Annotated in this window: 21 protein-coding genes and 1 pseudogene; 9 read left to right on the top strand and 13 right to left on the bottom strand. The window is 47.0% G+C overall.

The annotated features are described in order from the left end of the window. The 4 genes and pseudogenes from ACMA1I_RS21875 to ACMA1I_RS21860 form a co-directional block, all read left to right on the top strand. Positions 1-163, top strand: a pseudogene (locus tag ACMA1I_RS21875) (type I glyceraldehyde-3-phosphate dehydrogenase); the annotation flags it as partial. Between the two features lie 197 nt (positions 164-360). Beyond that, positions 361-1212, top strand: a complete 852-nt coding sequence (locus tag ACMA1I_RS21870; RefSeq protein WP_337070621.1) for a universal stress protein — start codon at positions 361-363, stop codon at positions 1210-1212. Positions 1213-1485: 273 nt separating this feature from the next. Continuing rightward, positions 1486-2373, top strand: a complete 888-nt coding sequence (locus ACMA1I_RS21865; protein ID WP_337070620.1) for a diacylglycerol kinase family protein — start codon at positions 1486-1488, stop codon at positions 2371-2373. A gap of 2 nt (positions 2374-2375) precedes the next feature. Continuing rightward, positions 2376-2723 (top strand): translation initiation factor, encoded by a 348-nt coding sequence (locus tag ACMA1I_RS21860; RefSeq protein WP_337070619.1) that lies wholly within the window; start codon positions 2376-2378, stop codon positions 2721-2723. Positions 2724-2752: 29 nt separating this feature from the next. Here the strand turns inward: ACMA1I_RS21860 and ACMA1I_RS21855 are convergent, their stop codons facing one another. Beyond that, complete coding sequence (locus ACMA1I_RS21855; RefSeq protein ID WP_337070618.1) at positions 2753-3172, bottom strand: hypothetical protein; 420 nt, start codon at positions 3170-3172, stop codon at positions 2753-2755. Between the two features lie 22 nt (positions 3173-3194). Beyond that, the gene (gene kdsB, locus ACMA1I_RS21850; RefSeq protein ID WP_337070617.1) at positions 3195-3938 is read right to left on the bottom strand and encodes a 3-deoxy-manno-octulosonate cytidylyltransferase; all 744 of its coding nucleotides are present in this window, start codon (positions 3936-3938) and stop codon (positions 3195-3197) included. Between the two features lie 576 nt (positions 3939-4514). Between kdsB and ACMA1I_RS21845 the strand changes: the two genes are divergently transcribed. Further along, complete coding sequence (locus tag ACMA1I_RS21845; RefSeq protein ID WP_337070616.1) at positions 4515-5105, top strand: hypothetical protein; 591 nt, start codon at positions 4515-4517, stop codon at positions 5103-5105. Between the two features lie 68 nt (positions 5106-5173). Here ACMA1I_RS21845 and ACMA1I_RS21840 read toward each other — a convergent pair whose 3' ends face one another. From ACMA1I_RS21840 to ACMA1I_RS21830, 3 genes are all read right to left on the bottom strand, one after another. Further along, positions 5174-6424, bottom strand: coding sequence for an efflux RND transporter periplasmic adaptor subunit (locus ACMA1I_RS21840; RefSeq protein ID WP_337070615.1), 1251 nt, complete (start codon positions 6422-6424; stop codon positions 5174-5176). A gap of 179 nt (positions 6425-6603) precedes the next feature. Beyond that, positions 6604-6951 carry a hypothetical protein gene (locus tag ACMA1I_RS21835; protein WP_337070614.1) on the bottom strand — a complete coding sequence of 116 codons (348 nt, stop codon included), beginning with the start codon at positions 6949-6951 and terminating at the stop codon, positions 6604-6606. Positions 6952-7546: 595 nt separating this feature from the next. Beyond that, a complete protein-coding gene (locus ACMA1I_RS21830; RefSeq protein ID WP_337070613.1) occupies positions 7547-8920 on the bottom strand; it encodes an NfeD family protein in 1374 nt (457 codons plus the stop codon). Between the two features lie 102 nt (positions 8921-9022). Here ACMA1I_RS21830 and ACMA1I_RS21825 point away from each other — a divergent pair, with 102 nt between their 5' ends. The 3 genes from ACMA1I_RS21825 to ACMA1I_RS21815 all read left to right on the top strand — a co-directional run bounded on the left by ACMA1I_RS21825 (position 9023) and on the right by ACMA1I_RS21815 (position 11793). After that, a complete protein-coding gene (locus ACMA1I_RS21825; RefSeq protein ID WP_337070612.1) occupies positions 9023-9787 on the top strand; it encodes a DUF4905 domain-containing protein in 765 nt (254 codons plus the stop codon). Positions 9788-9801: 14 nt separating this feature from the next. Next, positions 9802-10815: a DPBB and LysM peptidoglycan-binding domain-containing protein gene (locus ACMA1I_RS21820; protein ID WP_337070611.1), complete on the top strand. Its 1014-nt coding sequence runs from the start codon at positions 9802-9804 to the stop codon at positions 10813-10815. Between the two features lie 201 nt (positions 10816-11016). Continuing rightward, positions 11017-11793: a TIGR02757 family protein gene (locus ACMA1I_RS21815; RefSeq protein WP_337070610.1), complete on the top strand. Its 777-nt coding sequence runs from the start codon at positions 11017-11019 to the stop codon at positions 11791-11793. Between the two features lie 267 nt (positions 11794-12060). On the opposite strand, the gene ACMA1I_RS21810 is transcribed toward ACMA1I_RS21815, so the two are convergent. Further along, positions 12061-12633, bottom strand: a complete 573-nt coding sequence (locus tag ACMA1I_RS21810; protein WP_337070609.1) for a pentapeptide repeat-containing protein — start codon at positions 12631-12633, stop codon at positions 12061-12063. 100 nt (positions 12634-12733) lie between these two features. Continuing rightward, complete coding sequence (locus ACMA1I_RS21805) at positions 12734-13180, bottom strand: YhcH/YjgK/YiaL family protein (RefSeq protein WP_337070608.1); 447 nt, start codon at positions 13178-13180, stop codon at positions 12734-12736. Between the two features lie 421 nt (positions 13181-13601). Between ACMA1I_RS21805 and ACMA1I_RS21800 the strand changes: the two genes are divergently transcribed. Continuing rightward, complete coding sequence (locus tag ACMA1I_RS21800) at positions 13602-16112, top strand: endonuclease MutS2 (RefSeq protein WP_414703965.1); 2511 nt, start codon at positions 13602-13604, stop codon at positions 16110-16112. Positions 16113-16293: 181 nt separating this feature from the next. Here ACMA1I_RS21800 and ACMA1I_RS21795 read toward each other — a convergent pair whose 3' ends face one another. From ACMA1I_RS21795 to ACMA1I_RS21770, 6 genes are all read right to left on the bottom strand, one after another. Next, the gene (locus ACMA1I_RS21795) at positions 16294-17592 is read right to left on the bottom strand and encodes a DUF4302 domain-containing protein (protein ID WP_337070606.1); all 1299 of its coding nucleotides are present in this window, start codon (positions 17590-17592) and stop codon (positions 16294-16296) included. A 15-nt stretch (positions 17593-17607) separates the two neighbouring features. Beyond that, complete coding sequence (locus ACMA1I_RS21790) at positions 17608-18453, bottom strand: putative zinc-binding metallopeptidase (protein WP_337070605.1); 846 nt, start codon at positions 18451-18453, stop codon at positions 17608-17610. A gap of 17 nt (positions 18454-18470) precedes the next feature. Then, positions 18471-19928: a RagB/SusD family nutrient uptake outer membrane protein gene (locus ACMA1I_RS21785; protein WP_337070604.1), complete on the bottom strand. Its 1458-nt coding sequence runs from the start codon at positions 19926-19928 to the stop codon at positions 18471-18473. 14 nt (positions 19929-19942) lie between these two features. After that, on the bottom strand, positions 19943-23344 hold the full coding sequence (locus ACMA1I_RS21780; RefSeq protein ID WP_337070603.1) for a SusC/RagA family TonB-linked outer membrane protein: 3402 nt from the start codon (positions 23342-23344) through the stop codon (positions 19943-19945). A gap of 445 nt (positions 23345-23789) precedes the next feature. Then, entirely contained in the window at positions 23790-24524 is a 735-nt protein-coding gene (locus ACMA1I_RS21775) for a hypothetical protein (RefSeq protein WP_337070602.1), read from the bottom strand. A 304-nt stretch (positions 24525-24828) separates the two neighbouring features. Further along, positions 24829-25290 carry a lipocalin family protein gene (locus tag ACMA1I_RS21770; protein ID WP_337070601.1) on the bottom strand — a complete coding sequence of 154 codons (462 nt, stop codon included), beginning with the start codon at positions 25288-25290 and terminating at the stop codon, positions 24829-24831. Positions 25291-25292: the final 2 nt, after the last annotated feature.

Genomic DNA, 25292 nt, shown 5'->3' with positions numbered 1-25292 from the left:
GGACCCGATCGTCTCGATCGACATCGTGGGCAACACCCACTCCTGCATCTTCGACTCAGCCATGACCTCTGTGAACGGCACCCTGGTGAAGGTGGTGGGCTGGTACGACAACGAGGCCGGCTACTCCCAGAGAGCCGCCGACCTGATCGTACGCATCGGTTAAGCAGCAAAGATTCTCACTCATAAAGCAAAAGCTCACCGTAAGGTGGGCTTTTGCTTTTTAAAGTGGTGCCGCCTGTTTTTTCTCCGTATAGAGAAAATGTAGTAAAGGTCACCCTCCGGATTGAGATTTGTCATTGAGGAGGAAGCGCTGACCAATTACTTTTGCATTAGTAACTGAAACACTCAAAAAATAGAACCATGAAAAAAATTCTAGCCCCCACAGATTTTTCAGAGCAGGCAAAAAATGCTTTTGAGGTAGCCATTTCCATTGCACAAAAGACAGGAGCCACCATTAAATTACTACACGTGCTGGAGCTGCCGTACAGCACCTCATCGTTTAGTGCAACAGGCGATACCATGAACACTCGAACGGACATGGACTATGTGTTTACGCTGAAACTGCTAGAGAGAACCAAAGCGCAAATGCGTGCCTTTATGCAGCCTGCTCTAGATAGGGGGGTAGAGGTAGCAGAAGAAGTGGACACAGCTAATGTAATTAACAAAATAAAGCGCACCATTTCAGAAGAAAATATTGATTTGGTGGTGATGGGTTCTAAAGGAGCTAGCGGTATGAATGAGTTTCTGGTAGGCTCCAATACCGAAAAGGTGGTGCGTATTTCACCTTGCCCGGTGCTGACCGTGAAGCGCCCCCATGCCACCTTCGAGGTGCGGGACCTGGTGTTGGCTTCTGATTTTAAGAAAGACCTACATGATTCATTCTCTAAATTCAAATTTTTTCAGGAGCTCTTTGGCGCTAAACTACACTTGGTTTACATCAATACTCCCGGCAATTATGAGTCGAATGAAAATCTGAAGACGCAAATGCAGGCAGTGGCTAACCGCTACGGACTGCAGAATTATACGATGAGCATTTTTAGTGACTCTAACGAAGAAGACGGTATTTTGCGCTTCGCCAACGAAATAAAAGCCGATATGATTATGATGGCAACGCACGGAAGAACAGGTTTTGCACACCTGCTGCGCGGAAGTATTGCCGAAGACCTGATTAACCATGCCGAACTTCCGGTGCTGACATTTCATTTGGACTAAACAATTTGATAGACCAGTACTATATTAAAACGGGCTTCAACTAGGTATACCTTAAGGAACCTTATAGCTGGACTTTTAATTAGATGGCATAACAGAACGGCCCGTCCTGAGTTAAACAGGACGGGCCGTTTTGTTATGCCACAGAAAGGCTTAATTTTGTGCCGAATCCTAACAAAAAAGGCTTTGCCGTTTACAACGGATACTAAAAAAATTAAAGTTTGCTTTAGGAGCACCGGTGCTCTCGAAGTAAACATTTTAACTAAACACTCCAGTATGGCCCAGACACTGCCGCATATCAGGTTCATCGTTAATCCTAAATCGGGACCTCGAAGCAACGAGAATGTTGTGAACCGGATAGAAGAATACCTGGACCACCAAAAGTATTCGCATGATGTTGTTTTTACAGAGTATGCGGGGCATGCGCCGGATCTTGCCAGGCAGGCTGCTGAAGAGGGCTGTGCCATAGTAGTAGCCGTTGGCGGCGATGGCACTATGAATGAGGTAGCAAGAGGTTTGCTTTACACAAATACTGCCCTGGCGCTGCTTCCAAAAGGCTCTGGCAATGGGCTAGCCCGGCACCTGCTCATTCCAATGGGGCTAAAAGGTGCACTTAAAGTTATTAACGAAGGACATATAACCCGCATCGACAGCGGTAGCATTAACGGACATCCTTTTTTCACGGCCGGGGGTATTGGTTTCGATGCTTATATCAGTTCTGTATTTGCAGGGAATAAAAAACGAGGCCTCAAAACCTACGTGGAACTCGTACTAAAAGAAGTGCTGCATTACAACCATCTGCCAGTGAGCATCAGCATTAACGGAAAAACCATCGATACCGATTGCTACGTGTTAGCAATCGCAAATGCGGCGCAGTATGGCAACAATGCTTACATTGCGCCTTTTGCCGACATAAAAGACGGCTTATTTGACATATGCCTGGTAAGAAAGTTAGATGTAATAAAGGCGCTGAACCTGAGTTACAGCATGCTTACCAAGCAAAAGGCAAGTGCGGATACGGCAGAGTACTTTACAACTGATCAGATGGAGGTACAAACAGCGCACAAAATCATGTACCACGCAGATGGAGAGTATCTGGGAGAGGCTTCTGCCTTTAGCGTAAAAATGTTGCCACAATCGTTAAACGTTGTAACGCCACTTTAAAAATGAGCGATAAAAACAAAAAAGGAAGACAGGGGGTAGTTTACTCCACTAATTCGGATTTTAATTACGAGTATGAACCGGGGCAGGAAACCGAAACATTGCCTCCGCAACAACAGAACCTGAAAGTACAACTCGATAAAAAGGCAAGAGCCGGTAAGCAAGTTACGCTTGTGTCTGGATTTGTAGGCAAAGACAATGACCTGAAAGAGCTTGGCAAACTGCTGAAAAACAAATGTGGTGTGGGCGGTAGTGCTAAAGACGGTGAAATACTGATTCAGGGTGATTTCCGTGATAAAGTGCTGCAGGTGCTGGTGGCAGCTGGATACAAAGCGAAAAAGGCCGGAGGATGAACCGTCTGATACACAGCAAATAAAAGGTTCTATAGTTTTTTAAGGAGCCGGGCAGGACCCTCCACAATATAAAAGCTTGGCGATTTACTTACGAACAGCTTTCCGGCCATAGCTGCCGCCTTGGGTGGGGTAGGCTTATATACCTCCATCTTAGATTTCTGAGCTTGTGGCACTTTTTCAAAGCCAATAGCCGACAATCGCTGCTGTAGTTCCGCATATGATATTTTGGTCGTAGCCAGTAATAGCCTTGTTCTTCGGTACCAGCTAAGCATTAGCAGAGAAAAAAGCAGACCAAATATAGCCGCATTTAGCATGATCTCTTTTACCACCGTTGCAGCTTCCGTTTCAAAACGGTTTGTAACGCCATACCATAGCCCTGTTAACAGGCAGTAGGCACTGAAAAAGTAGAGGTTCAGCTTTACAAATCGTAGAAGAGTATAATGCTTCATATCGGTGGGGCGTATGCTGTGGCTACTCTTCCGCCAGGGCAGCCTGTATTTTCAGCAGGTCTTCCGGGGTGTCTATTCCAAAGGTTTCTAGGGTGGTAAGGGCCGTCATAATTCGAAAACCGTGCTCCAGCCAGCGCAACTGCTCCAACGACTCCGCCAGCTCCAGGGAAGAAGGAGGTAACTGAGTTATTTGCTCTAATATGTCGGTGCGGTAGCCATAAATGCCGATGTGCTTGTAATACACATGATGCTCGTGCCAGCTCTCGATGGCTACATTGCGGCAATAAGGTATAGGTTGCCTGCTGAAGTAAAGGGCCTCTTTGGCCAGGTTCACCACCACTTTTGGGGAGTTAACATTAAAAAGTTCCTCATGGCTCTTCACCTCTTTTACCAGTGTGGCAAGTTGGGTAGAGGGATTCCTGAAGCAAGCTGCCACCAGGTCAATTTGTTCGGGTTTAATAAAGGGCTCGTCTCCCTGAATGTTTATAACGTAGCTGAAGGGGGTTTCCTGCAACTGGTAAGCCTCGAAACAACGGTCGGTGCCGCTTTGGTGGTTTGAACTCGTCATTACAGCATTTCCGCCAAAAGCCATTACATGCTCCAGAATCCGCTCATCGTCGGTGGCAACCAGCACTTTTGTAAGGCTCGATTTGCTCGCTTGCTCATAAACCCGCTGAATCATGCTTTTACCTTTGATGTCAGTCAGTGGTTTGCCAGGGAAGCGGGTGGAGGCATAGCGTGCCGGTATAATGCCAAGTATATCCATAGTTTTTGCTCTCGTTCCAGGACCGGATGCGTTACCGTCCGGTGTAAAAATACAGAAGCAGGGGGAGTATTTCAGCAGTTCAGGAGATTTTTTGAAAAGAAACTGCCGACCAGTGCCAGCCAATATTCCCAATTCCCAGTTGCTTTACCGTTGAGTATGAGCACAATCAGTTCCTGCTCTAGTAAGATCAAATCGCTTCCAATTCGGCGTATAACAGAGGGCACCGCACCAAACCTGGCCAAAGTCCGCTAATTCTTCTAATGAAATTACCCTTCCTGAAGATAATATCCCTTTTTACCCATAGGGCATGCCCCTCAATTATCACCATTTCTTCAGATTCTTCGGTAAAAGGATGTTAACCTCAAGCTGAAATACCCAAAATTAGCTCTGGAAGGGTTATTTCATTAGGAGAATTTGAATTGGCTCGGACTCAGAAAGAGATGATAAATTTTTTTAATATTTGATGAGTGAATAATCCAAGTTGTTATTTATTTTTCTATTTTTACGGCATATAATGCAATACCTGCTAATCCTATACCTTTTTTATATCTCAATTATTATCATCCTTCTCATAAGATGAAGAAAACTTTACTTACTACTATTCTGGGTATTTTTTCAGTCGCCTTTTGCTTTGCCCAAGACGTTATTACCACCAGAACAGGCGAGGACATTCAGGCAAAAATTTTTGAAGTCAGCCAATTAGAGGTTAAATACAAACGATTTGACAACCAAACCGGGCCAACTTTTATACTTCCAAAATCGGAGATACTGCTGGTGCTCTACGAAAATGGCACGAGCGATATGTTTAACAGCGAACCGGTGAAAGAGTATGTAATGGCAAGTAACTCTGGCGTAGACAATTATACAAAAGGTCGCTCAGATGCTTTAATTTACTACGATGGATACAAGCCTGCTGCAACAGGTACTTTGGTGGCTGGTTTAATTTCACCTCTGATAGGACTTATTCCGGCTATTGCCTGCTCCTCTACCACACCTCAGGCCGTAAACCTTTATTCGCCGGATGCAGGTTTGATGCAGGATCCGAATTATTACAAAGGGTTTACCCAGCAAGCCAAAAAAACAAAGCAGGGCAAGGTCTGGAAAAACTGGGGAATTGCCTTTGGTGTAAACTTAGTGGCTGTACTGCTATTATCTTCTGGCAGCTAATTTAGAGACTTGCCCATCCCTGATGTTAAGGCACAAGCGAAAGGCCTCAGCTGAGGTAAGTAGTAATGCTACTTCAGCTGAAGCCTTTCGTTTGTGCCAAAGCTGTCGTAGCTCGAAACAATAACTTTTTCGCCTGGTTGTAAGCCCTCCAGTACCTCATAGTATTGCGGATTCTGGCGTCCGAGCCTGACTGGTCGCTTCTGCGCAAAGGAGCCAGTCTTATCCAATACAAAAACGTAGTTGCCCCCTGTGCTCTGGTAAAAGCTGCCGCGTGGGATTAGGATGGCTTTGTTGCCTTCATTCAGCGTCAGCTTTAGTTGCAGGCTCTGTCCTCTGCGTATGCCTCTGGGACTGCTGTCTACAAACTCCATGTCCACTTTAAAAGTACCGTTTTGTACCTCCGGAAACACCTTTATTACCTCCACCTCGTGCTGTTGCCCATTTAAGGTAAAGTTTCCGGTAAGGCCAGGATATACCTTCGAAATATAATGTTCGTCTATAGAGGCGCGTATTTTGTAACCGCTTAAGTCGTCTATCTGGCCAATGTTTTCTCCTGCTGCTTTCGACTCTCCTACCTGCGCCTTCAGGGTGGAGAGCTGCCCTGATATCGGAGCCGTTACATACAAGCTGTTGAGGGTGTGGCGTGCCATGTTTATGTTGGCCTGCATTCTTCTTATAGATTCATCGAGTTGGCGCAGGCGCTCCTGCAGCAGGCGGGCATCCTGGTTAATGGCGGGTTCGACCAGCTGCTTGCGCTTGTTCAGGTAATTAAATTGATCCTGGGACGCTTCGAATTCTTCCTGCGGAATTGCCTTTTCAGTTATCAGGAGTTGATTGCGCTTGTACGTGCGGCTGGCCGTCTGCAAATTGTATTCAATTTCTGCGAGCGCATTCAGCTGCCGTATCTGGTCCTGCTTCATGCTAATTTCGAAGTTCTGCCGCTCATTCATTAAGTCGTAGAGCTGCGTTTCGCGGGTCATAAAGTCAATCTGCAGGGTCGTGTTCGAGAACTTTAGTAAGGTGTCGCCTTTTTGTACCATGCGCCCATCGTCGGAGTAGATCCTTTCTACCCGACCACCTTCCATAATGTCGAGGTAAAAGGTTTTAAGAGGATCAACGGAACCATCTACAGCAATAAACTCCTGAAAATCACCCTCCTGCACCTGGCCAATGGTAAGGCGGTCGCGGTTTATGTTTAAGCTGGAAACACTCTTGGTCAGTAGCAGGTTGTAGAACCCAAAAAAGAGTATAGCTACAACGGCAGTCGCAAGGGCCAATTTTTTAGGCGTGTATCGTTTTCGTTCAATTACTTGGTCCATGGCAGGCGCTGATATAACAGATGCTGTTAAACAGTTGCCAAGAAATATGCCATGGATGGTATGTTGTTCTTATACAGTGGATTAGTGATGGTTTTGCGGCGGCGCTGCCGGATGACTGTCCGTTTTTGTACAGTAGGGTGTCTGCAGGCGTACACCAGGCCGCTCTCGGTTGCCTTTACCTACTGCTTCTTGCTGATGGCGATTACCCGGATTCCGTCCATAGCTCTACTTTGAGGAGAAAGACCACAAGGCCTGTCTATTTGCTGCTCCAGTCGCTCAAACTTCACAGTAACCTGCATCGGCTCTTCCGATTTAAAGGCATCGCCAATGGCATCTTCGTTTTCAGGTTTGTACTTTGTATCGTTTATGACCAGGTGAAACCCGCAGCCATCCACCATGTACTCACCTGACCAGTAAAGGGTAGCATCGGCTTCTTCGGCTAAGGCATTAGCGCTGTCGTTGCAGGAGACGAACAGAAAGGCCATGGGCAGTAAAAGGATAAAATACCTCCGGAAGGCTGTTTTCATTAGAATAATTAGGTTTGAGTGGCTGAGTATTTCGGTTATTGGAAGTTAAAAAGGGAAGTACAATAGTTTTATGAGGGAAAATTTAAATGGATGTCAAAATGGCAATGTTTATTGACATCTAATTTGTTTCACTTTCTGTATTTTTATTTCCGAATATTATTCCTCGCTGCCATCCTGAAAGTAACTTATAGGCAAAAGACCGTAGCAATGGCTGCTTTGGGACTAAGTTCGCATAGTTTCTCTAAGAAGTGACAGGTGCGTGAGGCTGTTTCATAGCTGAAGTTCTTGTTCTTTTTGTCTTGATACAAAAAGAACCAAAAAGATCAAGACGATTTTGAACTCGCTGAACGCTCAAACAAAAAATCGTCAGATCGTGCACCTTGCAAGGGTAGTCGCTCTGTAGCATTTGCTGTGTAGCAATTGTAGGTAGTCTGCTCTGTAGCACCATTATTTGATAACTCCTTTTTATTAAATAGGTTAAATGATTTTCATTTGATGCAAGAGCTATAGCACTAACAAAACTGGACACGCCCATTTAGCCGTACTGCTGTGGGGCTATTACTCCAACCACAAAAACCCTTTCATAACTCAAAAATTAAGTAACCGATTTAATTTCCATGCGCTTTACACGTAGCGAAAAGGTGCTCTGGTCTATTACCTGTATGGTTTCTCCTTTTTCAATGTAGCCGTCCAGCGCCTGCGCGTCATACAGCACATCCTCTATCAGCACTCTTCCGGAAGGCACCATGCGGGTATGAGCGATGCCGGTTTTACCTATCAAATGGTCGGTGTTGCTGGCAGAACGGTAACCTTCTTTGCTCTCGAAGGTGTTTTTTAGTACCAGCCGCTGCATCGCTTTGCTGCTCACTACGTGGTTCCAGGTTAGAGCAATGAGCACAACGGCACCCACCATACCAATAACCACGGCAATCATGCTTTTCATTAGATCATCAGAGGCTACAAACGTGAAGTCGAAGTTCTGATTGTTGACCATTACCAGCACCAGCGACAGAAAAACCAGCACAATGCCACTGATACCGGTTATGCCGAAACCCGGAACCACGAATATTTCCAGGGCAATGAGCACCAGACCCAGTATGAAAAGCAGTATTTCCCAGTTTTCGGCCAGGCCGTTCAGGTAGTAAGGCGTGAGGTATAAAAAGCCCGCCACCAGTGCCGCCAGCAACGGAAATCCAATGCCAGGCGTCTGTAATTCAAAATAAAGGCCACCTAATATTATGAGCAGCAAAATACCGCTCAGAAACGGGTTCAGGAAAAAGGATACAATTTTATCTGTGGTGCTTAACTCAAATTCTATTATTTCGGCATCTTCCAGGCGGAGCAGCTTGAGTACTTCTGGTATAGTAGCTGCCTTTCCTTCGCAGAAGCCCAGTTTTATGGCCTCCGTGGTGGTGAGGCTAAGCACCTGACCGGCTGATAACGTGCTGTCTACACTGGCTTCTACCATGGCCTCAGCTAAGTGTGGGTCGCGGCCGTTTGATTCGGCGGTGGAACGCATAATAGACCGCATATAAGACTGGTACTTGCCCGGAGCAGCCTGCCCATCGGCACCCACCACGGTAGCGGCACCAATATTGCCTCCGGGAGCCATGTATATGCTGTCGCAGGCCAATGAAATAAGGGCACCGGCAGAGGCTGCATTCGAGTTTATGAACACATAAATCGGTTTAGGGTACTCCATCAGGCGTTTTCTTATTTCATCGGCATCGTTGAGGGCACCGCCAAAGGTATCTAGTTCCAGCAGGATATGGTCCGCCTCCTGGCGGGTAGCCTCTTCCAGTGCCAGTTTGCTGTAGCGGTTGGTGCGCGGATCTATCTCCGTTTCAATTTTCATGACAAACACTTTTGGCTTCTGGCCCTGTGCAAAAGCAGCCGAAGCGTGCAGCACGAAACATAACAGCATATAGAAGAAGAGCTGCGCATGCCGTTGCTTTGCTATAGATTTCATAACTTGGGATCTGTTTAAAAGAAAGCAATAAGTTAGCAAAAAATAAGTTAGCATATCATCTCCCTTAGATTTAAATATGACTTTGGAGCCGCTATCTGGCGCATGAAGCTGGATACCGTTACTCAACAGCTGGCCCTGGAAATCAGGGACGGCGACCTGCTGCTGGCATCTTTTTTCGTGCTCAGCTGCGAAAACCTGGAACTGCAGGAACTCCGGTTGCCACAGGCAAACGCCTGGTGGCAAGGCCTGGAAGATGCGCATGCCGGGTTGGTGTTGCTGCACGGTTATGGCGACCGTAAACTGGGGCAGCACAAAGGTATTACTGCCCTGGCTGCCAACGGACAGGTACAGTGGCAAAAGCCGGATCTTGCTTTTTACGGAATAGGCGAGCAGGGCATTTTTGCGCACGAAGTGGCCAAACCAGGTACTGATTTCAGGTTGCTGCAACTGCCCGCAGGAGAGGAGGCGCACCCACAGGTGGCCCAAGCTAAAGCCGCAAGCGAGGTAGCGGCATTTAACCTGACCCGTTTTAAAGATTGCCTTTACCCGGTGTTGTACCTGGAGGGCGAGGCTTACTTTGAACAAGTGGCGGCGTTTTTGTCAGATGCCGCTGCCGTACATCCTGTTAAAGCCATTGAGTATGCTGAAACAGAGTTAAATATCTTCCTGAGCTTTTACCAGTCAACTCAAACAGCGGCATTAGATAATTTTCTATTTATTTTTGACTTAGAAGGTAATTTAACTCACTCAGAATGCCTTGCTACCGAATTAACTGGAATTGGTTCAGATACTTTTTTTATCTTTAGGGGCGATTTATATTTTATACAGCAAAAGGAAATTCTGCAGATTTTCAGCCTGCACCGTTAGTTTATTTTAAAGCCATGATCCGAGTATTATTTGCTGCCCTTTTAGCAGCGCCTTTCCTTTCATTTTCATCCGCAGCACTGGGTACCGACGCTGTGCGCGACTCTGTGGGGGTGGAGTATAAAAACGGAAAGTTATTTGTGCAGCATAAGGTAGAGCCGAAAGAAACCCTCTATGCCTTATCCAGAAAATACAGTGTATCGGTTGCTCAGATTGTAGAAGCAAACCCATCTGTAGAAAGCACGATCAAAATCGGACAGATTGTGCTTATTCCCCGCAACAGAAGCGGCGCAGCAACTGCGGCCGCAGCCCCGGTTAAGACGGCAACACCAGCCGCCACTACGCCTGCTGCCGCTAAGACACCTGCTGCTTCGGCCAGTAACCGTACCTTTGTTGTGACTGAGCGCGGCGATAAAGTGCATGTGGTAGAACCTGGCCAGACCATGTATTCCATCTCGCGCATGCACAATGTACGAGTGGAAGACATAAAAGCCTGGAACGGGCTTTCTGGCAACCAGGTAAACATCGGCTCTAAACTAATAGTAGGCAAAAATGTAGCGGCTACTTCCTCAAAACCGCAATATGTGCCGGAGTCAGACGATGTTATGACCAAAGACAACCCTGCTACAGAGCAGGTTATAGCCTCTACTGTTCCTGCTGAGACATACGGCACGCCGGCTGCCACTGCCACACCCGAGTCTACTACTGCAGCCGAAACAACCACCGCACGCAACGATGCAGAGGAGAATATGGCAGGCGTAAAGAAAGTGCTTGAAACGGGCATGGCTGAAATGATAGATCCGAAAGCCGACACAAACAAGTACCTGGCGCTGCACAAGTCGGCTCCTGTGGGTACCATTATGCAGGTTAAAAACGCTATGAACGATCAGGTGGTGTATGTGCGCGTGATCGGTAAATTACCTGATACCGGTTCCAACGACAAAGTGATTGTTAAGCTTTCGAAAAAGGCTTATCAGAAACTTGGAGCCGTAGATCAGAGGTTCCGTGTGGAGCTCTCTTATGTGCCATAGCAGGGTAGGGCGATGAGTAGCACCTCGCAAGCCTTGGTACTTTCAAAGCAAAATAGCCTCCGGAAGAGCTAATTCATTAGAAGAATTTGCCAGACAACAAGATTTATAGAGCCTGAGCTATGGTAGTTCAGGCTTTTTGCTTACACCAGTAAATGGCTTATAACTGAGAATCAAACCTCCATAATAGCCACCGCCTATAACATGAAATCAGAGTACCACCGCATAAAAGCACTGCTGGACGACCGGGCTCAAAAATATAACCAGCCTGCCTTTATACCCCATGACCCTATTTCTATTCCGCACCGCTTCAGCAAAAAGCAGGATATCGAAATAAGTGGTTTTTTTGCTTCTATTATGGCTTGGGGACAGCGCAAAACCATCATCAACAATTGCCTGAAGCTGATGGACCTGATGGACAACGCGCCACACGACTTTATACTGCATCACCAGGAGCAGGACCTGCCACGATTTCTGGGCTTTAAGCACCGTACCTTTAACGATACAGACCTGCTGTACCTGCTCTTCTTTTTCCAGCAGTATTACCGGCAGCACCACAGCCTCGAAACCGCTTTTACCGGACCGCAGAACGAATTGCAGACTCAGAAGCAGCGCCTGGAGCATTTTCATAACACCGTGTTCAGCCTGGAAGAGGCGCCGCATCGCACCCGCAAGCATATTTCTACACCAGCCCGAAAATCTGCCTGTAAGCGACTGAATATGTACCTGCGCTGGATGGTGCGCCAGGATGAGGCCGGAGTAGACTTTGGCATCTGGCGCAATTTGCCTATGTCCGATTTAGTGTGCCCCTGCGATGTGCACGTAGAGCGGGTAGCCCGCCGCCTAGGCCTGATTACACGCCGCCAAATGGACTGGGAAACAGCCGAAGAGTTGACCGCCCACCTACGCGCGTTCGATCCAAACGACCCGGTGCGCTACGATTATGCTTTATTTGGGCTGGGAGTAGAGGAGAAGTTTTAGGAGAAATTTTTGAGAAGGGAGCTAGTGCTGCGCCAAATTAGAAATTAAAATTCTTTTGGCGCGAGCGTCCTCGCTCGTGTCTACCATTGGCCGCTAATGATTACTTAAAGAGCAAATCCATATTCTAAAGAATCAATTGGAGGAGCACTAACTTAGAAGCGATAATCAACGGACTAATCAAAAGATAAACAGCTGTGTAAAAGCAGAAGTAAAAAAACCAGCCATTCTTTAATGGCTTCGACTGTTCTGAGTTGTATCTAATCTGGTTTACTCCACCTGAAGTGCATGCTTTCGAAGGAGACCAGCAAGTCCGTGCTGCGAAAACTTTGCTCTTTTAATTGTATTTAGCTCCGGATCAATGTCGTAGTTGTAGGCGCTACGAAAATCTGCTTCTTTGAGCTGCGATTGGTTAAAGATGGCTCCTTCCAGATCTGTTTCGTCGAATTCTGCTTTCTCTAAATTGGCCTGGCTAAACACCACCTCTTTAAGAGAGCATTTACGGAAACTGGTTTTCGGCATTTTTTTACGCATAAAAGAGGCATAATCCAAAATACAGTTTTCAAAACCAACAGTAAAGAGTACATCTTCGCAGTCGCTGAAGTTTACACCCGTCAGCTTACATTCCTTAAAAACAACATTGCCGAGAGTAGACCGGTAAAGCTTCATCATAGCAAGGTTGCAGCCAATAAAGGTGCAGTCGGTAAAACGGCAGCCGGCAAACTTGCTGTCAAAAAAATCACATACTTTAAACGTGCAGTTTTCAAAGTCCCTGTCCCAGACCTCCTGCCCCGAATAGCTGATTTTCTCAAATGTTTTGTTCTGGTGAAAGGCGGCTTTCATACTTACTGCGTAACTTAAATTGTAAAAAGTAATAGGAGGAGCTCTGATGTTAGGTGAGCAGGAAAAGCCCTATTGCGGCTTATCCTGCTGCCAAGCGAACTTATACTGCAATTTTGATTACCACTTTGCGGTGCGGCGTAGGGCTGCCCAGTGGCGCGTGCACATCTTCCGGAAAGAAAATGGTGTAAAAGCCAGCCGGCACATCTACCCAGGAGTTCGGCTTATCAGGGAAAAATGCCACATCCCGCTCTGCTGTATAAGGTTCAGATGGAGCAGCACACAGGCTCAGGTCCTGCCAGCCCATTCGGTCTACGCCGCTTACGATGTACTGTATATCAATGTACTTTTTATGCGCCTCCATCCGCGTCTGGTCCTGCGGCACGCCTGTTCCCTCCGAAACAATTGCAAAAAGTTCATCGCCTTGCAACGTGTGCTTACCGGTGTTAATGGTTTCCATGTCGAAGGACTGAAGGAAATTAAAAGCTTTTTCGAACAGGGGGTGCAGGCCATAGTAGCGCGTTGCGTTCTGAAGTTTATCTACGATCATAATCTTATAGTAGGGATTTTATGTTTAATGTTGATTTTGCATGTGCCAGCTCTAAGCAGCTTTTAAAGTTTATTTGGTCATCTACTGCATCAGTATCTGTTCATTTAACGGCAAGCCAGGAACCTAAAGTAATCAATTAAATTCTGCTAATGAAAAAGGCCTTCCAGAGCAAAAAAAGTCTTTCAGCACGCTAGGGTAATATGTTGTGTTTTTAACTGTCTGATAATCAGGTTGTAAGATTTGTCCTGCCCGCCTGCTCTTGGTGGACTTACAGAAATTGTTTTAAAGTCCATAATATGAAATTAGGTCTAAAACAGCCAGCAATTAACTTTAGATGCTGAAAGTGTAATGGTAACGAACGAAACAGATATCCAAAATTGTTATGAAAAAGGCTAATTTTGCCACAAATTAAAAGATAACCTTGATCTATCCAGATAACTTTGAAATAAAAATCGGTTTTACGCAGGTGCGCGACATGCTTTCAGAGCTTTGCCTGAGTCCGTTGGGGCGCCATTTTGTAAACCGCATGCAGTTCCTGACCCGGCACGACCTGGTGCAGAAACTGTTGCTACAAACTGACGAATTTAAACAATTGCTGGAGTCGGATGCTGAAATTCCGCTGCAGCACTATTACGATGTAACCGCTTACCTCGATAGAGCTTCATTGGAAGGCTCTTACCTTGATGTGTCAGCTTTTTTCGAGATAAAGATGTCGCTTAGAACCATCCGTGGTTCCCTTACCTTTATTTCGGGCACGGAAGAAGGGAATTTTGAGGCCTTGAAAGCCTTGGGTGCCAACGTGGCGGTAGAACGATCCTTAATAGCTGCTTTAGACAAAGTAGTAGACGATGCAGGGGCTGTGCGAGACGATGCCACACCTGAACTACAGCGGCTCAAGCGGGAGCTTATTTACCAGCAGGGTATTCTGCGGAAGCAGATACAGTCTATTATCAAACATGCCAAAAGCCAGGGCTGGACTCCAGGCGATGCAGAGCCAACCATTAGAGGTGGCCGCCTTGTAATACCCGTTATGGCCGAACACAAGCGCCGGCTGAAGGGGCTGATCCACGATGAGTCAAATACTGGACAAACTNCTCCAGGCGATGCAGAGCCAACCATTAGAGGTGGCCGCCTTGTAATACCCGTTATGGCCGAACACAAGCGCCGGCTGAAGGGGCTGATCCACGATGAGTCAAATACTGGACAAACTGTGTTTATTGAGCCAGAATCTATTTTCGAACTCAATAACGACATCAAGGATTTAGAGAACGCTTATAACCGCGAGCTGATCCGGATTCTAATTGGCCTTACCAACACCTTGCGCGGCCACGTGCCGGAGTTGCGAAAGGCTTACCAGTACCTGGGCCTGCTGGACTTTATCAGGGCGAAAGCTGCTTTTGCCCGGCGGGTAGAAGGTTCGTTGCCAACACTGGTAAAATATCCGCACATTAGCTGGAAAGAAGCATTCCACCCCTTGCTGTACCTGTCGCATAAGCAACTGGGGCGGCCAACTGTACCCATGACCCTGCAGCTGAACCGCGACCAGCGCATTTTGCTTATATCAGGGCCTAATGCCGGTGGTAAGTCTGTTAGTTTAAAAACAGTAGGCCTGATGCAGTACATGCTGCAGTGTGGCATGCTGATCTCTGCTGCCGATGGTTCTGAAGCAGGTATTTTCCAGGATATCTTCATCGATATTGGTGATGAGCAGTCGATCGAAAATGACTTGAGTACCTATAGCTCCCACCTCACCAACATGAAAAAGTTTGTGACCGTTGCCGACAAAAACAGCCTTGTGCTGATTGATGAGTTCGGTACCGGTACCGAACCTGTGCTGGGTGGCGCTATTGCCGAAGCCGTACTCCAAAACCTGAACGACAGCAAAGTGTTTGGCGTAATCACCACGCACTATACGAACCTGAAGAACTTTGCGGAGCGTACGCCCGGCATCGTGAATGGCGCCATGCGCTACGACCATAAGAACCTGCAACCACTCTACCAACTGGAGATTGGAAAGCCTGGTTCTTCGTTTGCCATCGAAATAGCGCGCAAAATCGGCCTCCCGAAGCACATCGTGGACAAAGCCAGCAGCCTGGTCGGGAAAGATAAAATCCGCTACGACCGCCTGCTGGAGGAGTTAGAGAGCGAGAAGATGGAGCTGGAAAATAAGCTCCGCGAAGTGGCGACACAGGAGCGGAAGCTAAAATCCTCGGTTAAGGATTATACCGATCTTAAAAACTTCCTTGATGAGAGCAAGCAGGACATTATGCGAGAGGCCAAAGGCAAAGCTAAACTCTTGCTGAAGGATGCGAACCAGAAAATTGAGGCTACTATTCAGCAAATTAAACAAAGCCAGGCTGAGAAAGAACAAACCAAGCTGGCGCGCCAGGAGCTTGAGACTTTCGCCACTGAAGTGCGGAAGGAGGAGCCACGACCAGCTTACAAGCGCGTAGCAGCCGGTGCCCTGAAAGAAGGCGACAACGTAGCTTTGATCGGGCAAGACTCAATTGGGCAGATTGTAGGCATCAAAGGTAAAACCGCCGAAGTTATGTTTGGCGGCATGAAAACCATTGTGAAAGTAGACAATCTGGAAAGGGTAGAGGGGCAGGTGGCCACTAAGAAAAAAGCCAAAGCAGAAGCTGGCGGAGGTTTTGCCCGTGGCATGAACATAACGCAGCGCATGGCCGACTTCACCTCCATCCTCGACATTAGAGGCGAATATGCCGAAGATGCTCTTACCAAAGTCATGAACTTTACAGACGAAGCTATCATGCTTGGCATGCCCGAAATCAAGATCATCCACGGCCGTGGCAACGGCATTCTACGACAGATCGTGCGCGATTATCTGTACTCGGTGCGGGAGGTGGCCAGCCTTAGCTCAGAAGCTGAAGAACGCGGCGGCGACGGTGCAACCCTGGCAGTGTTGAAGTAAGGCAAATCAATTTGTAAATTATGAAAAAGGCTCCTTTAAGGAGCCTTTTTAGTTTTAATAATGTTCTTATTCCTTTGCTTGTGTCAGTGTGCACAATATTCTTCTATTGTTGCGAAGCATCTGGCAAATTTAGTTATAACCTACGCAGGTACATGCCCTCGATAGGTGGAATAATTGATAACTATTTAAACAAGCTCAACCAGGCCTTACCATCACGGGCACTTACAAGGTCTACAGAAAATTCATTGGTTCTGATTATGTAATATCCTTGGTTGTCGGTCCATTGCTGCAAAGTAGCCGTTACAGCAGCCTGGTGAGCCTCAGGAATAGTGCCTAGAGTACCAAGTAAGGTGAACACGATGCGGCCATCTGCTGTAAAAGAGGGAGTAGCCGCTATGCCGTATGGCAATTCAAGACTAGGGCCGGTAGGATCTAAAAAGAGAAAACCCATTAAATCATAGTTTCTATTGTTGTACACATCATAGTTCGCCCAAAAACTCAGCTGGTAAAAGTTTGAGAGTGCGCGCAGGTTATGTGCATCTTCCACCCCATTTATCGTAAAGCCTCCTGCTGCTACCCAATATTCTGTGGGGTCATTATGGAAATTACGGGCAGCCTGGATGTCCACTTTAATAGGGCGGCCTGCTTCCTGAATAGTTGCCGCCTGGCCACCTACACTTAAAGTGAAGGAGTTGCTTGTACCGTTATACTGAATGGCATCAAGAGAGGTGATGCTAACGCCTGCCGCAGCAAATGGATCCTGCAATAAAATTCCTCCATTTGAGAAAATAAAACTGGTTGTGAAGGTTTTGGCTACATCGCCTTCGGAGTATGTAAAAGTTATGGTTCGGTAGGTTAAGTCTACGTTAATGTCGAAGGCGGAGGAGCCAATGGTGAGCCGTTTAAAGTAAGAAGTGAACCTGCTCATGTTTGCCAGGGACTGGGCTGTGGCTGTGGCATTAGCGATATAGCTTTCTGCTTCTGCCTGAGTGGCTCTGGTTAATACCAGCTTACTGCCCTTGGTATTACCGACTAAGGTAATAACATCGGGGGTAACTTCTGTAAACGAGAATTCGAAGTCGGAGAATCTTCCTTGTCCTCTAACGCCGCCACTAATCCTTTCGTCAGGGTCGGCTAAAATGTGCAGATGCGAATAAGTATCGAACAGGAGGGAAGGACGCTGCATCACCTTCAGTCGGTAAGTGCTTTCCATGGCGGAGGCCGTGGCCGGACTTATATCGCTCGACATTGTTACCCGGTCGTCTTCGGTAAATCTAAAGAGAAAGTTATAACCTCCTCCACCTGCCGGGTATAAAGTAGCCTTCCAGCCAAAAGGAGCAGCCGTGAGCTGTGTTTTATACTCACTTAATGTTTTATTCAGGCGCTCTTCCGGCCGTTCTCCCGGTGCAGGTTCATTGTCTTTTTCGCAGGCCGTTAGGGAGGTAACCACCAGCAGACAAATAAAAAGTATTTTTCTCATCAGTATAGTCGAGGTCTAGAGTGTGGCAATGGCCGTTTGGGTTCTGGCTTGCAAGCTGTAGAAATCAATGTTCCAAGCATCTTTAAAATATTGCACAACAATCTGCTCTTTCTGTCTGAACAGCGGGCGCACTTCGGCCGGGGCATTGTTCACTACAGCCTCAAATCCTTCTTTACCTTCTACCAGCATAAAGGCAATCATTTCCACAAAATCATCGTCGGGGATGTTGCGGGCATATTGGGTAATAAAACCTCTGGATCTGGCATCAGCAAGAGAGTAGTCGTTCCAGCTGGCTGTGTAGGAGGGAGTAATAGATTTATAAGTTTCAGGGTACATTATGGTTTGGTGCAAGATATGGCCAAACTCATGGTGAATGGTATTTAATATTTCCCTTACTTCTCCTTTTTCAGTTTTAGCAAATCTGTTTATCACAAAGAGGGTGATGGTACGGCCACCTTCTGCCGTGCCGAGCACAATGGTTCCGTTTTCGTTATAAGAGGGGCTGCCTACCAGCACAAATTGCTTCGGCGATAATCGTTTGATAAACGTTGGTCCTGCCTCTGCTTCGTACGGAGTAATCCAAGTGTGTTTAATGGTTTCCATTACAGGAATAACCTTGTTCTCCTGCACAGGAGATAGTACCCGGTCGAGTGCTACTTCGTAGCGATCGAAGCGGTATTTCACCTCAATGTTATAGGGCTTCACATAGTTCTCCAGGAGCCAGGTATCTACAGCGCTGGAGGCTAACTTGTCCGGCGTAAAGTTAATATTAGCTATTTCTACGTCCTCTTCTTTGGAGCAGGAAACTGCCAAAGATGTAGTCAGTAGCAACAAGAGGAGCTTATTTAGGTTCTTCTTCATGTTAAAATCTTGATTTCTTAACGGGGGTTACGCTCTATGCCTGCTAGCGTGGCTTCCTGTGGTATTTGCAATACCCGCCTTGGGTCGTTAGGAGGAAGGGTGTAGGTCTGACCATCTACGGTAGGGTGTACTACTGTAATGCCGTGCCTTAGTATGTCGAACCAGCGCATGCCCTCTTGAATAAACTCGGCAGCCTTAAAATCCAGCAGGGTCAGCAGCAGCCCCTGCTTCTGATCTGAGGTGCCATAAAAGCTTCTTAGCTTCTCGTTGGTAATAGCATGCGTGGTGGCGTTGTAATTTGCAATACGGTTGCGTGCATACATGTTCAGGTCGGACCGGGCCTGATCTAGCTGGTTTAGCTCCAGCGCAGCCTCCGCCCGGTTAAACAATACTTCTTCTGTTGTAAAAAGTGGGAAGATAGTATAGGCCGTTCCTATTTCGGCGTTAGGATCTGTCCGCACAAAATGCTCCCGAAACTTAAGTATAAGCGAGTGACTGGAGCCTTGCGAGTACAAGGGCTGCACCCAGCGGGCACCGGTTACGTTGCTGCTCCGGAAGAAGTAGTTTACAATGGGGGCAGCAAAACCATAGCGGTAAGTGGCATTAAACCGTGCCCACAGCGAAGGTGCCTCCACCAGCAACAGGTTAGCATTTTGGCTGGCCTGCGTGTAAAGCGCCAGGCCTTCGTTGGCAGTTTGGACGCTATAGACGCTAACCCAGGGCCTGAGGTTCGGTTCTAAGTTGCCTCCGGCAAAAACCTGATTGGCATGGTCCAGTACTTTCTGGTATTCCCTTTTAAAGAGATAAAACCGAGTTGCAAAAGCATGAGCAGCGGCCGTGTTGAAATGATATTTTGAAACCCGGTAGGCATTGTTGTTGAGCAGCGGAAGCCCTGTAGTAAGATCTGACTCTATTTGTTGATACACGCTCGCTACCGTTCCGCGGTTGTATTGTGCCAGTACCACCTTTTCAGGGGCTGTTACATAGGGTACACCTGCATCTGTGGCAGCCGTGGCCGGGTTGTAGACTTTAGCGTAGAGTGTTACCAGCATAAAGTGGGCATACGCTCTGGCAACCAGTGCTTCCCCTCGCTGGGCAGTGTAATCTTCCGGGTTAGAAGCGTTGTCTATGGCTTCGAGGGCGTGGTTAGCAGCGGCAATGGCTGCATAACAGGCATTCCAGTAAAAATCAGGAGAACCCTGCGCCTTGTTCTGCACATCCTGAAAAAAGTAAGGGTTCCGGTTGCGTTCATCTATAGTAGCACCGGAAACAGGTCCTTTGTCGAGGGCAAGGTCCGACATCGCTTCTGTAAAAGTGGCATAATCGGCTTGTGGGTAAGCAGTGGCCAGTAACTCGCTCACCTTTACAACTGAGTTGAGTTGGGTGCGCTGGTCCACTGCCTGCTCCAGGTAGTCTTTGCATCCAGCCACAGCGACCACAGTGGTTAAAAGCGTATAAAAAAGGATTCTCTTCATGACAAGGAAATAAATTAGAAGCCGGCTTTTAAGGATAAGGTAAACTGACGCGGAATCGGCATGGCTACTCCGCCTGAGTTAAAGAACTCCGGGTCCTGGCCGTTCAATCGCTTGTCGGCGTACACCAGCCAGAGGTTATTAGTGACCAGACTCAGCGACATATTGCTCATGCCTAGCGCGCCACTGTATTTAGTTGGCAGGTTGAAACCCAGGGAGAGTTGCTTTAGCCGCACAAAATCGCCGTTAACCACCCTGGCAGAGGAGTAGTTGTAGTTGTTGTAAGGGTAGCCGTTAATTAATAGTGCCTGTTCGTAACGGTCCAGAATAGAGGGAACATCAGTTGTGGCTTCATCACCAGACATAACCCACCTGTTCAGGAAGGAGTTCGGCATGGCATCCAGGTCGGTATAGTTCGATTTAAATACCGGGTTTAATCTTATTTTATTTCCGCCGCTGTAGGTGAAGAGAACAGATAAGGTAAAGTTTTTGTAATTCAGGGAGTTAAACCAACCTCCTGTATAGATCGGATCTACGGGGCCTTCGTATTTCAGGTATTGTATCTGATCGCTCTGAAGATAGACATTGGTGCTTGTCTCGCCATTTTCATTTCTGAAAAAGGGGGTGCCATTTTCCGGGTCCAGTCCCTGATACCGTATCGAAAACAGGCCACGGTAGGGGTAACCTTCGCGTGGGCCACCTTCCGGGATTACCAACGACCAGATGTCGGGGTTGCTTTTCAGGTTAGTAATTTTACCCTGGTTAAAGCCTAAGGTAAACTGGGTACGCAGCTTCAGGTTCTGGTTATCGATAATGCCTCCACCCAGCGTAACATCCAAACCATACGAACGCATATCGGCGTAGTTGGCCACTTTGAACTCTTCACCACCAATGCCAGAGGTACGAATGCTGCCGATCAAGTCGAAGCCATTTCGCAGGTAACCATCAACTGTAAGTTGTATACGTTCGTTAAAAAGCCCAACATCTAAGCCAACGTTGGTTTCATATTGCTTTTCCCAGGTCAGCTCTGAGTTCTCCAGGTTTTGAATAAAGATCATAGACTCTACCTCGGTCAGGTAAGGCCTGCGGGTACTGCCGCTTTGCAGTACCAGGCTGGAGTTGGTGGCATTGCCCATACTGGCGGTAAGGCCGTAGGTGGCGCGTAAGGTCATTCTATTCACCATTTCCAGGCGTTCCATAAATGGCTCAGTATCGATGTTCCAGGAGCCACTCACGTTCCAGGTAGGCAACCAGCGGGCAGTACGCGACTCGCCCAGCAGGTTAGAGCCGTCGTAACGTACGGTGGCGTTAAGGTTGTATTTTTGGTTGTAGGAGTAGGCGGCGTTAGCCATGTAAGCCAGAAAGCGGTCGTAGCGGTAACTCATGTTATAGTAGTTAAAGTTGCCTTCCACGCCTTGTTTAATGGCATTGGGATCTATAAAAGGAACTCCCCCTTTATCGTATTGGTAGCCATAGCCGGTAAATCCTTTGTTTTGCCGGTCGGCATAGCGCAGCTCCTGCGACGCAAAAAGGCGTACTATGTGTACTTCGTTAAAGGTGTTATCCCAATCGAGTGTGTTGCGCAGGTAATAGCTCGACAGGTTGTCGTCGTTGGCAATGTAGAGGCCGCCGTAGGGTAGCACCGATACAGGCTGTGCCTCCGGATTGTCGGGGTTGCGGTACAGGAACTTGTTACGGTCTTGAATAATGGCATCTACACCACCACCGTATATAGTGCCTGCCCGGTAGGCCTGCGACATGTTGGCTTCTTCCCGAACCTTGTGCTCCCGGTTTGTTTTAGCATATCGTACAGCCCCTGAGAAGTTATAGGTAAAGTTCGGCAGTATTTTGTAGGTAACATCGCCCTGCAGTTTCAGGTCCAGCACCGAAATATCCAGGGAGTTGTTCTCCAGTTCGTTTACTATGTTAAAGGGAGAGTAGTTTCTTCTGAAATATTCCAGATTGCCGTTTTCGTCGTAAGCAGTTAGGGTGCGGCTGGTGTTGATCACGTAATTAAACGGGTTGATGTCAAAGTCGCGGTTGTACTCGCCTGTAACCGGGTTACTGATACGCGAAACGGTGCCTGGCGCCTGCTGGTCCCTCACAGAACCTTGTGAAATAAGGCCAATAGACAGTTTATCGGATACATTAAAATTTGCCCTGGCATTTCCGGTAAAGCGCTTCACCTTGTCAGCAATTGTCCAGCCATCATCCTGGAGGTAGCTGGTTGAGAAGTAAAGTTGCGACTTCTCGGTTCCTGACGAGATGCTAAGCGAGTGTTCCTGCATAAAGGAGTTCTTAAACAGCACATCGAACCAATTTGTATTGGCCGCGGCATATCGCTTTAAAAACTCGCCCCGAGCCTCAGGAGTGTTCATCAGCCCGTAAGAATCAGTTGCAGGATCGTAGGAACCTGAAATAAGGTCAGCCCTTTTAGTAAACACCCCACCGTTTGCATTACGGGACACATTTCCATAGTTAAGCCAGCCTTTCTGGTACATCTCCAGGTACAGCGCCATTTGGTCGGCTGAGTTCATGATGTCGAAGTTGCTGTAGCTGGGCTTGAGGTAGGTGGAGTAGTTGCCGGTATACGAAACCACGGGCTTCCCGATTTTTCCGCGTTTGGTCGTAATTACTACCACACCGTTCATGGCGCGGGCTCCGTACAGAGCCGTGGCAGAAGCATCTTTCAAAATCTGAAAACTCTCTATATCGTCTGGGTTCAGACCAGCCACTGAAGAACCAATAAGGGTAGTGGGGTCGCCGGTGGAGAGCTGCTCATTCGACACGTTTACCACATCTTCCAGAATAATACCATCTACCACCCACAGCGGTTTATTGTCGCCGGTAATGGAGGTGGCACCTCGCACTCTTATTTTGGGTGCTGCGCCAAAAGTACCCGACACGTTTTGTACCGACACACCGGCCACACGCCCTTCCAGCATGCGGCTTACATCGGTTATACCTTCGCGTTTGGCATCTTCGCCTTTCAGGAGCGCGGCCGATCCGGTAAACATTTTGCGGTCTATGGTCTGGTAGCCAGTTACCACTACCTCCTGCAGCACGTTGGTGTTTTCTTCCAAGGTTAGGTTTACGGTCGATTGGCCTGCCACAGGAACTTCTACCGTTTTGTAGCCGATCAGGGTAAACACCAGCACAGCGTTGTTGTCTTTCACCCGGAGCTGGTAATTCCCGTCCAGGTCGGTTCCGGTTCCATTAGAGGTGCCTTTTTCCATCACCACTACCCCCATCATTGGCTCAGCGGATCCTCCTTTGGCACCAGGTATTCTTACAGTGCCTCTTACCACTATACCGTCTTGTTGTGCGAGCAGGGTAGCGGCATGTGCCGCGCCAACAGGTGCCAGGTTGGTTAGCGGAAGCAGGGGCAGAAGGAGGAAAAAATAATGAGGTACTCTCATTTTGTAAAAATCTAATGTCATAAAATTCGGCTCGAAACAGAGGTGAGATTTGGAAGAATTTTTAGTCAATCAATTCCTGTACTTCAAAATAAAAGTTAATGGTGCTTGCTTTTCGTTGTTGATGAAAAGCAGGGTAACGGCTTGTTATAAGTTACTAAATATAAGCTTATTTAGCAATTCCGCCAACAGCTGTTCTTCATTTTTAGAGCAGTAATGGCAAATTATTCTGTTGTTGAAGCGGGTATAGAAGATATCTGGTTGATTATACTAATTATCAGCAGATTAGTTCTGGTAAGGAGCCGTCATTTTAATTAAAGAATAGGACCTGTTTCCTACTACAGGCAGTGTTAATTCTCCTGATCTGCATCGAAAGCTAAAATGGCGAACCGTATTGTATACAGTTCGCCATTTTTTGGTGTAATTACTCTGGTCCTTTAATAAGGATTTACCTCTTCAGTTTGATAACGTCTTTCTCTGAAAGGTTAAAATATTTCATCACTGCTTCGTAGTTATTGAAATCTACAGTAGCCTGTCTACCGCCCTCAAATTCACCCGGTATGACTACTGCTCTGAACCACATTTTGGTTATGTTTTCTGGTTCAATATTGGCTAGATGTTCTTCTGAGGCTTCTAAAATGAGGAACAGAACTTCTGGAGAGAAGGCATAATTAAAAACTAAGGGGCCATCTTCTAGGAACATTGTTTGAGGTAAGGGGCTCCAGAGCGGTATAGTACCATTGTCCAAGGAATAGGTTGGCATATAAACGAAAACCATATCAGATTCAGAAAGATTTAGATCTTCTAAAGTAAAGGCTGGCCTAAATTGATTTTCTTCATTAAAAGTGGCTTCTAGTTCAATAACTGTGGCCGTAGTACCCGTTCCGGTACCCGTACCTGGAGGGCCAGCTGGGCCCTGTGGTCCTGGAGCGCCTGCCGGACCTGCTGGTCCTTGTGGTCCTGGAGCGCCTTCCGGACCTTCTGGTCCTTCGCATGCTTGGCCAAATGCAAGGCCTATGAACATAATAAAGTAAATCAGTTTTTTCATAATATCAGAAAATTGTGAGTTGTAAATAAAATGTATAGCTACTGAAAGTAAGCCTTTTTGATGAATATTAATATTATTTGGGAAGTAATATTTTTCTGGAAAAACCTTGACAGGATATGATGGAATTGGAAACAACTACTACTGGCAAACGGCTGTTTAGGGCTTTCCGAAGCCTATATCCAATTCTGTTTAAACTGCCTCCTGAGGGTTATTTTTATTGGAATAATTTAGCTGATAGCTGTCGAAAGCTACTTGCCGGACAGGTACAACTATAATGCATTTATTTCTACTCTTGCATTAACCAAAAGTCTTATAACCTAAGTCCTGTCTCTTGAAAAAAGCCTCTGGAAGGCGAATTTCATTAGAAAAATTTAACGGCATCAGGCAATAAGCCAGCAGCTATTGTTTGTAAGGAGATTACCAGGAGCAGGAGAAATTACTACTGGGCAATAAAATGAACTTCTAAAGGCGTTGGCCCCAAAACTGGCACCTGCGCAGTGGTAGTCAAGACTAGGTTGCTGGAGGTTAGGGTTTTAATTTCTACTTGTTCTGGCAGTCCAAAAGAGGCTAACAGGTCAAAGTGTATGAATTTGTCTTGGTTGCGGAGTTCCCAAGTGCCGGAGAGGGGTATTGTTTGTCCGTTATCGCTGTAGGTGGCTGTGTAGGTGTTGTTTTCGTTAAAAACCAAAACCATAGTTTTGATATCTGGAATTTGGCTAGCCAGTATAGGGTGGGTGGAGGCATCCATGCCCATCGCCATTACTTTATCGCCTCGCCAGTTGTGTGCTACTAATTTCTCTTTTGTTGAGGGTTCTGGAGTTTCATCGTCTTTTTTACAGCCGGTAAAAAGCGAAAATACCATGAGCAGGGCAAACAGAGGGAGAAGTTGTGAGGTTTTCATCT

This window comes from Pontibacter sp. 13R65, assembly GCF_047525655.1.
Taxonomy (GTDB): domain Bacteria; phylum Bacteroidota; class Bacteroidia; order Cytophagales; family Hymenobacteraceae; genus Pontibacter.
This window is presented reverse-complemented; position numbering and strand designations above follow the sequence as displayed.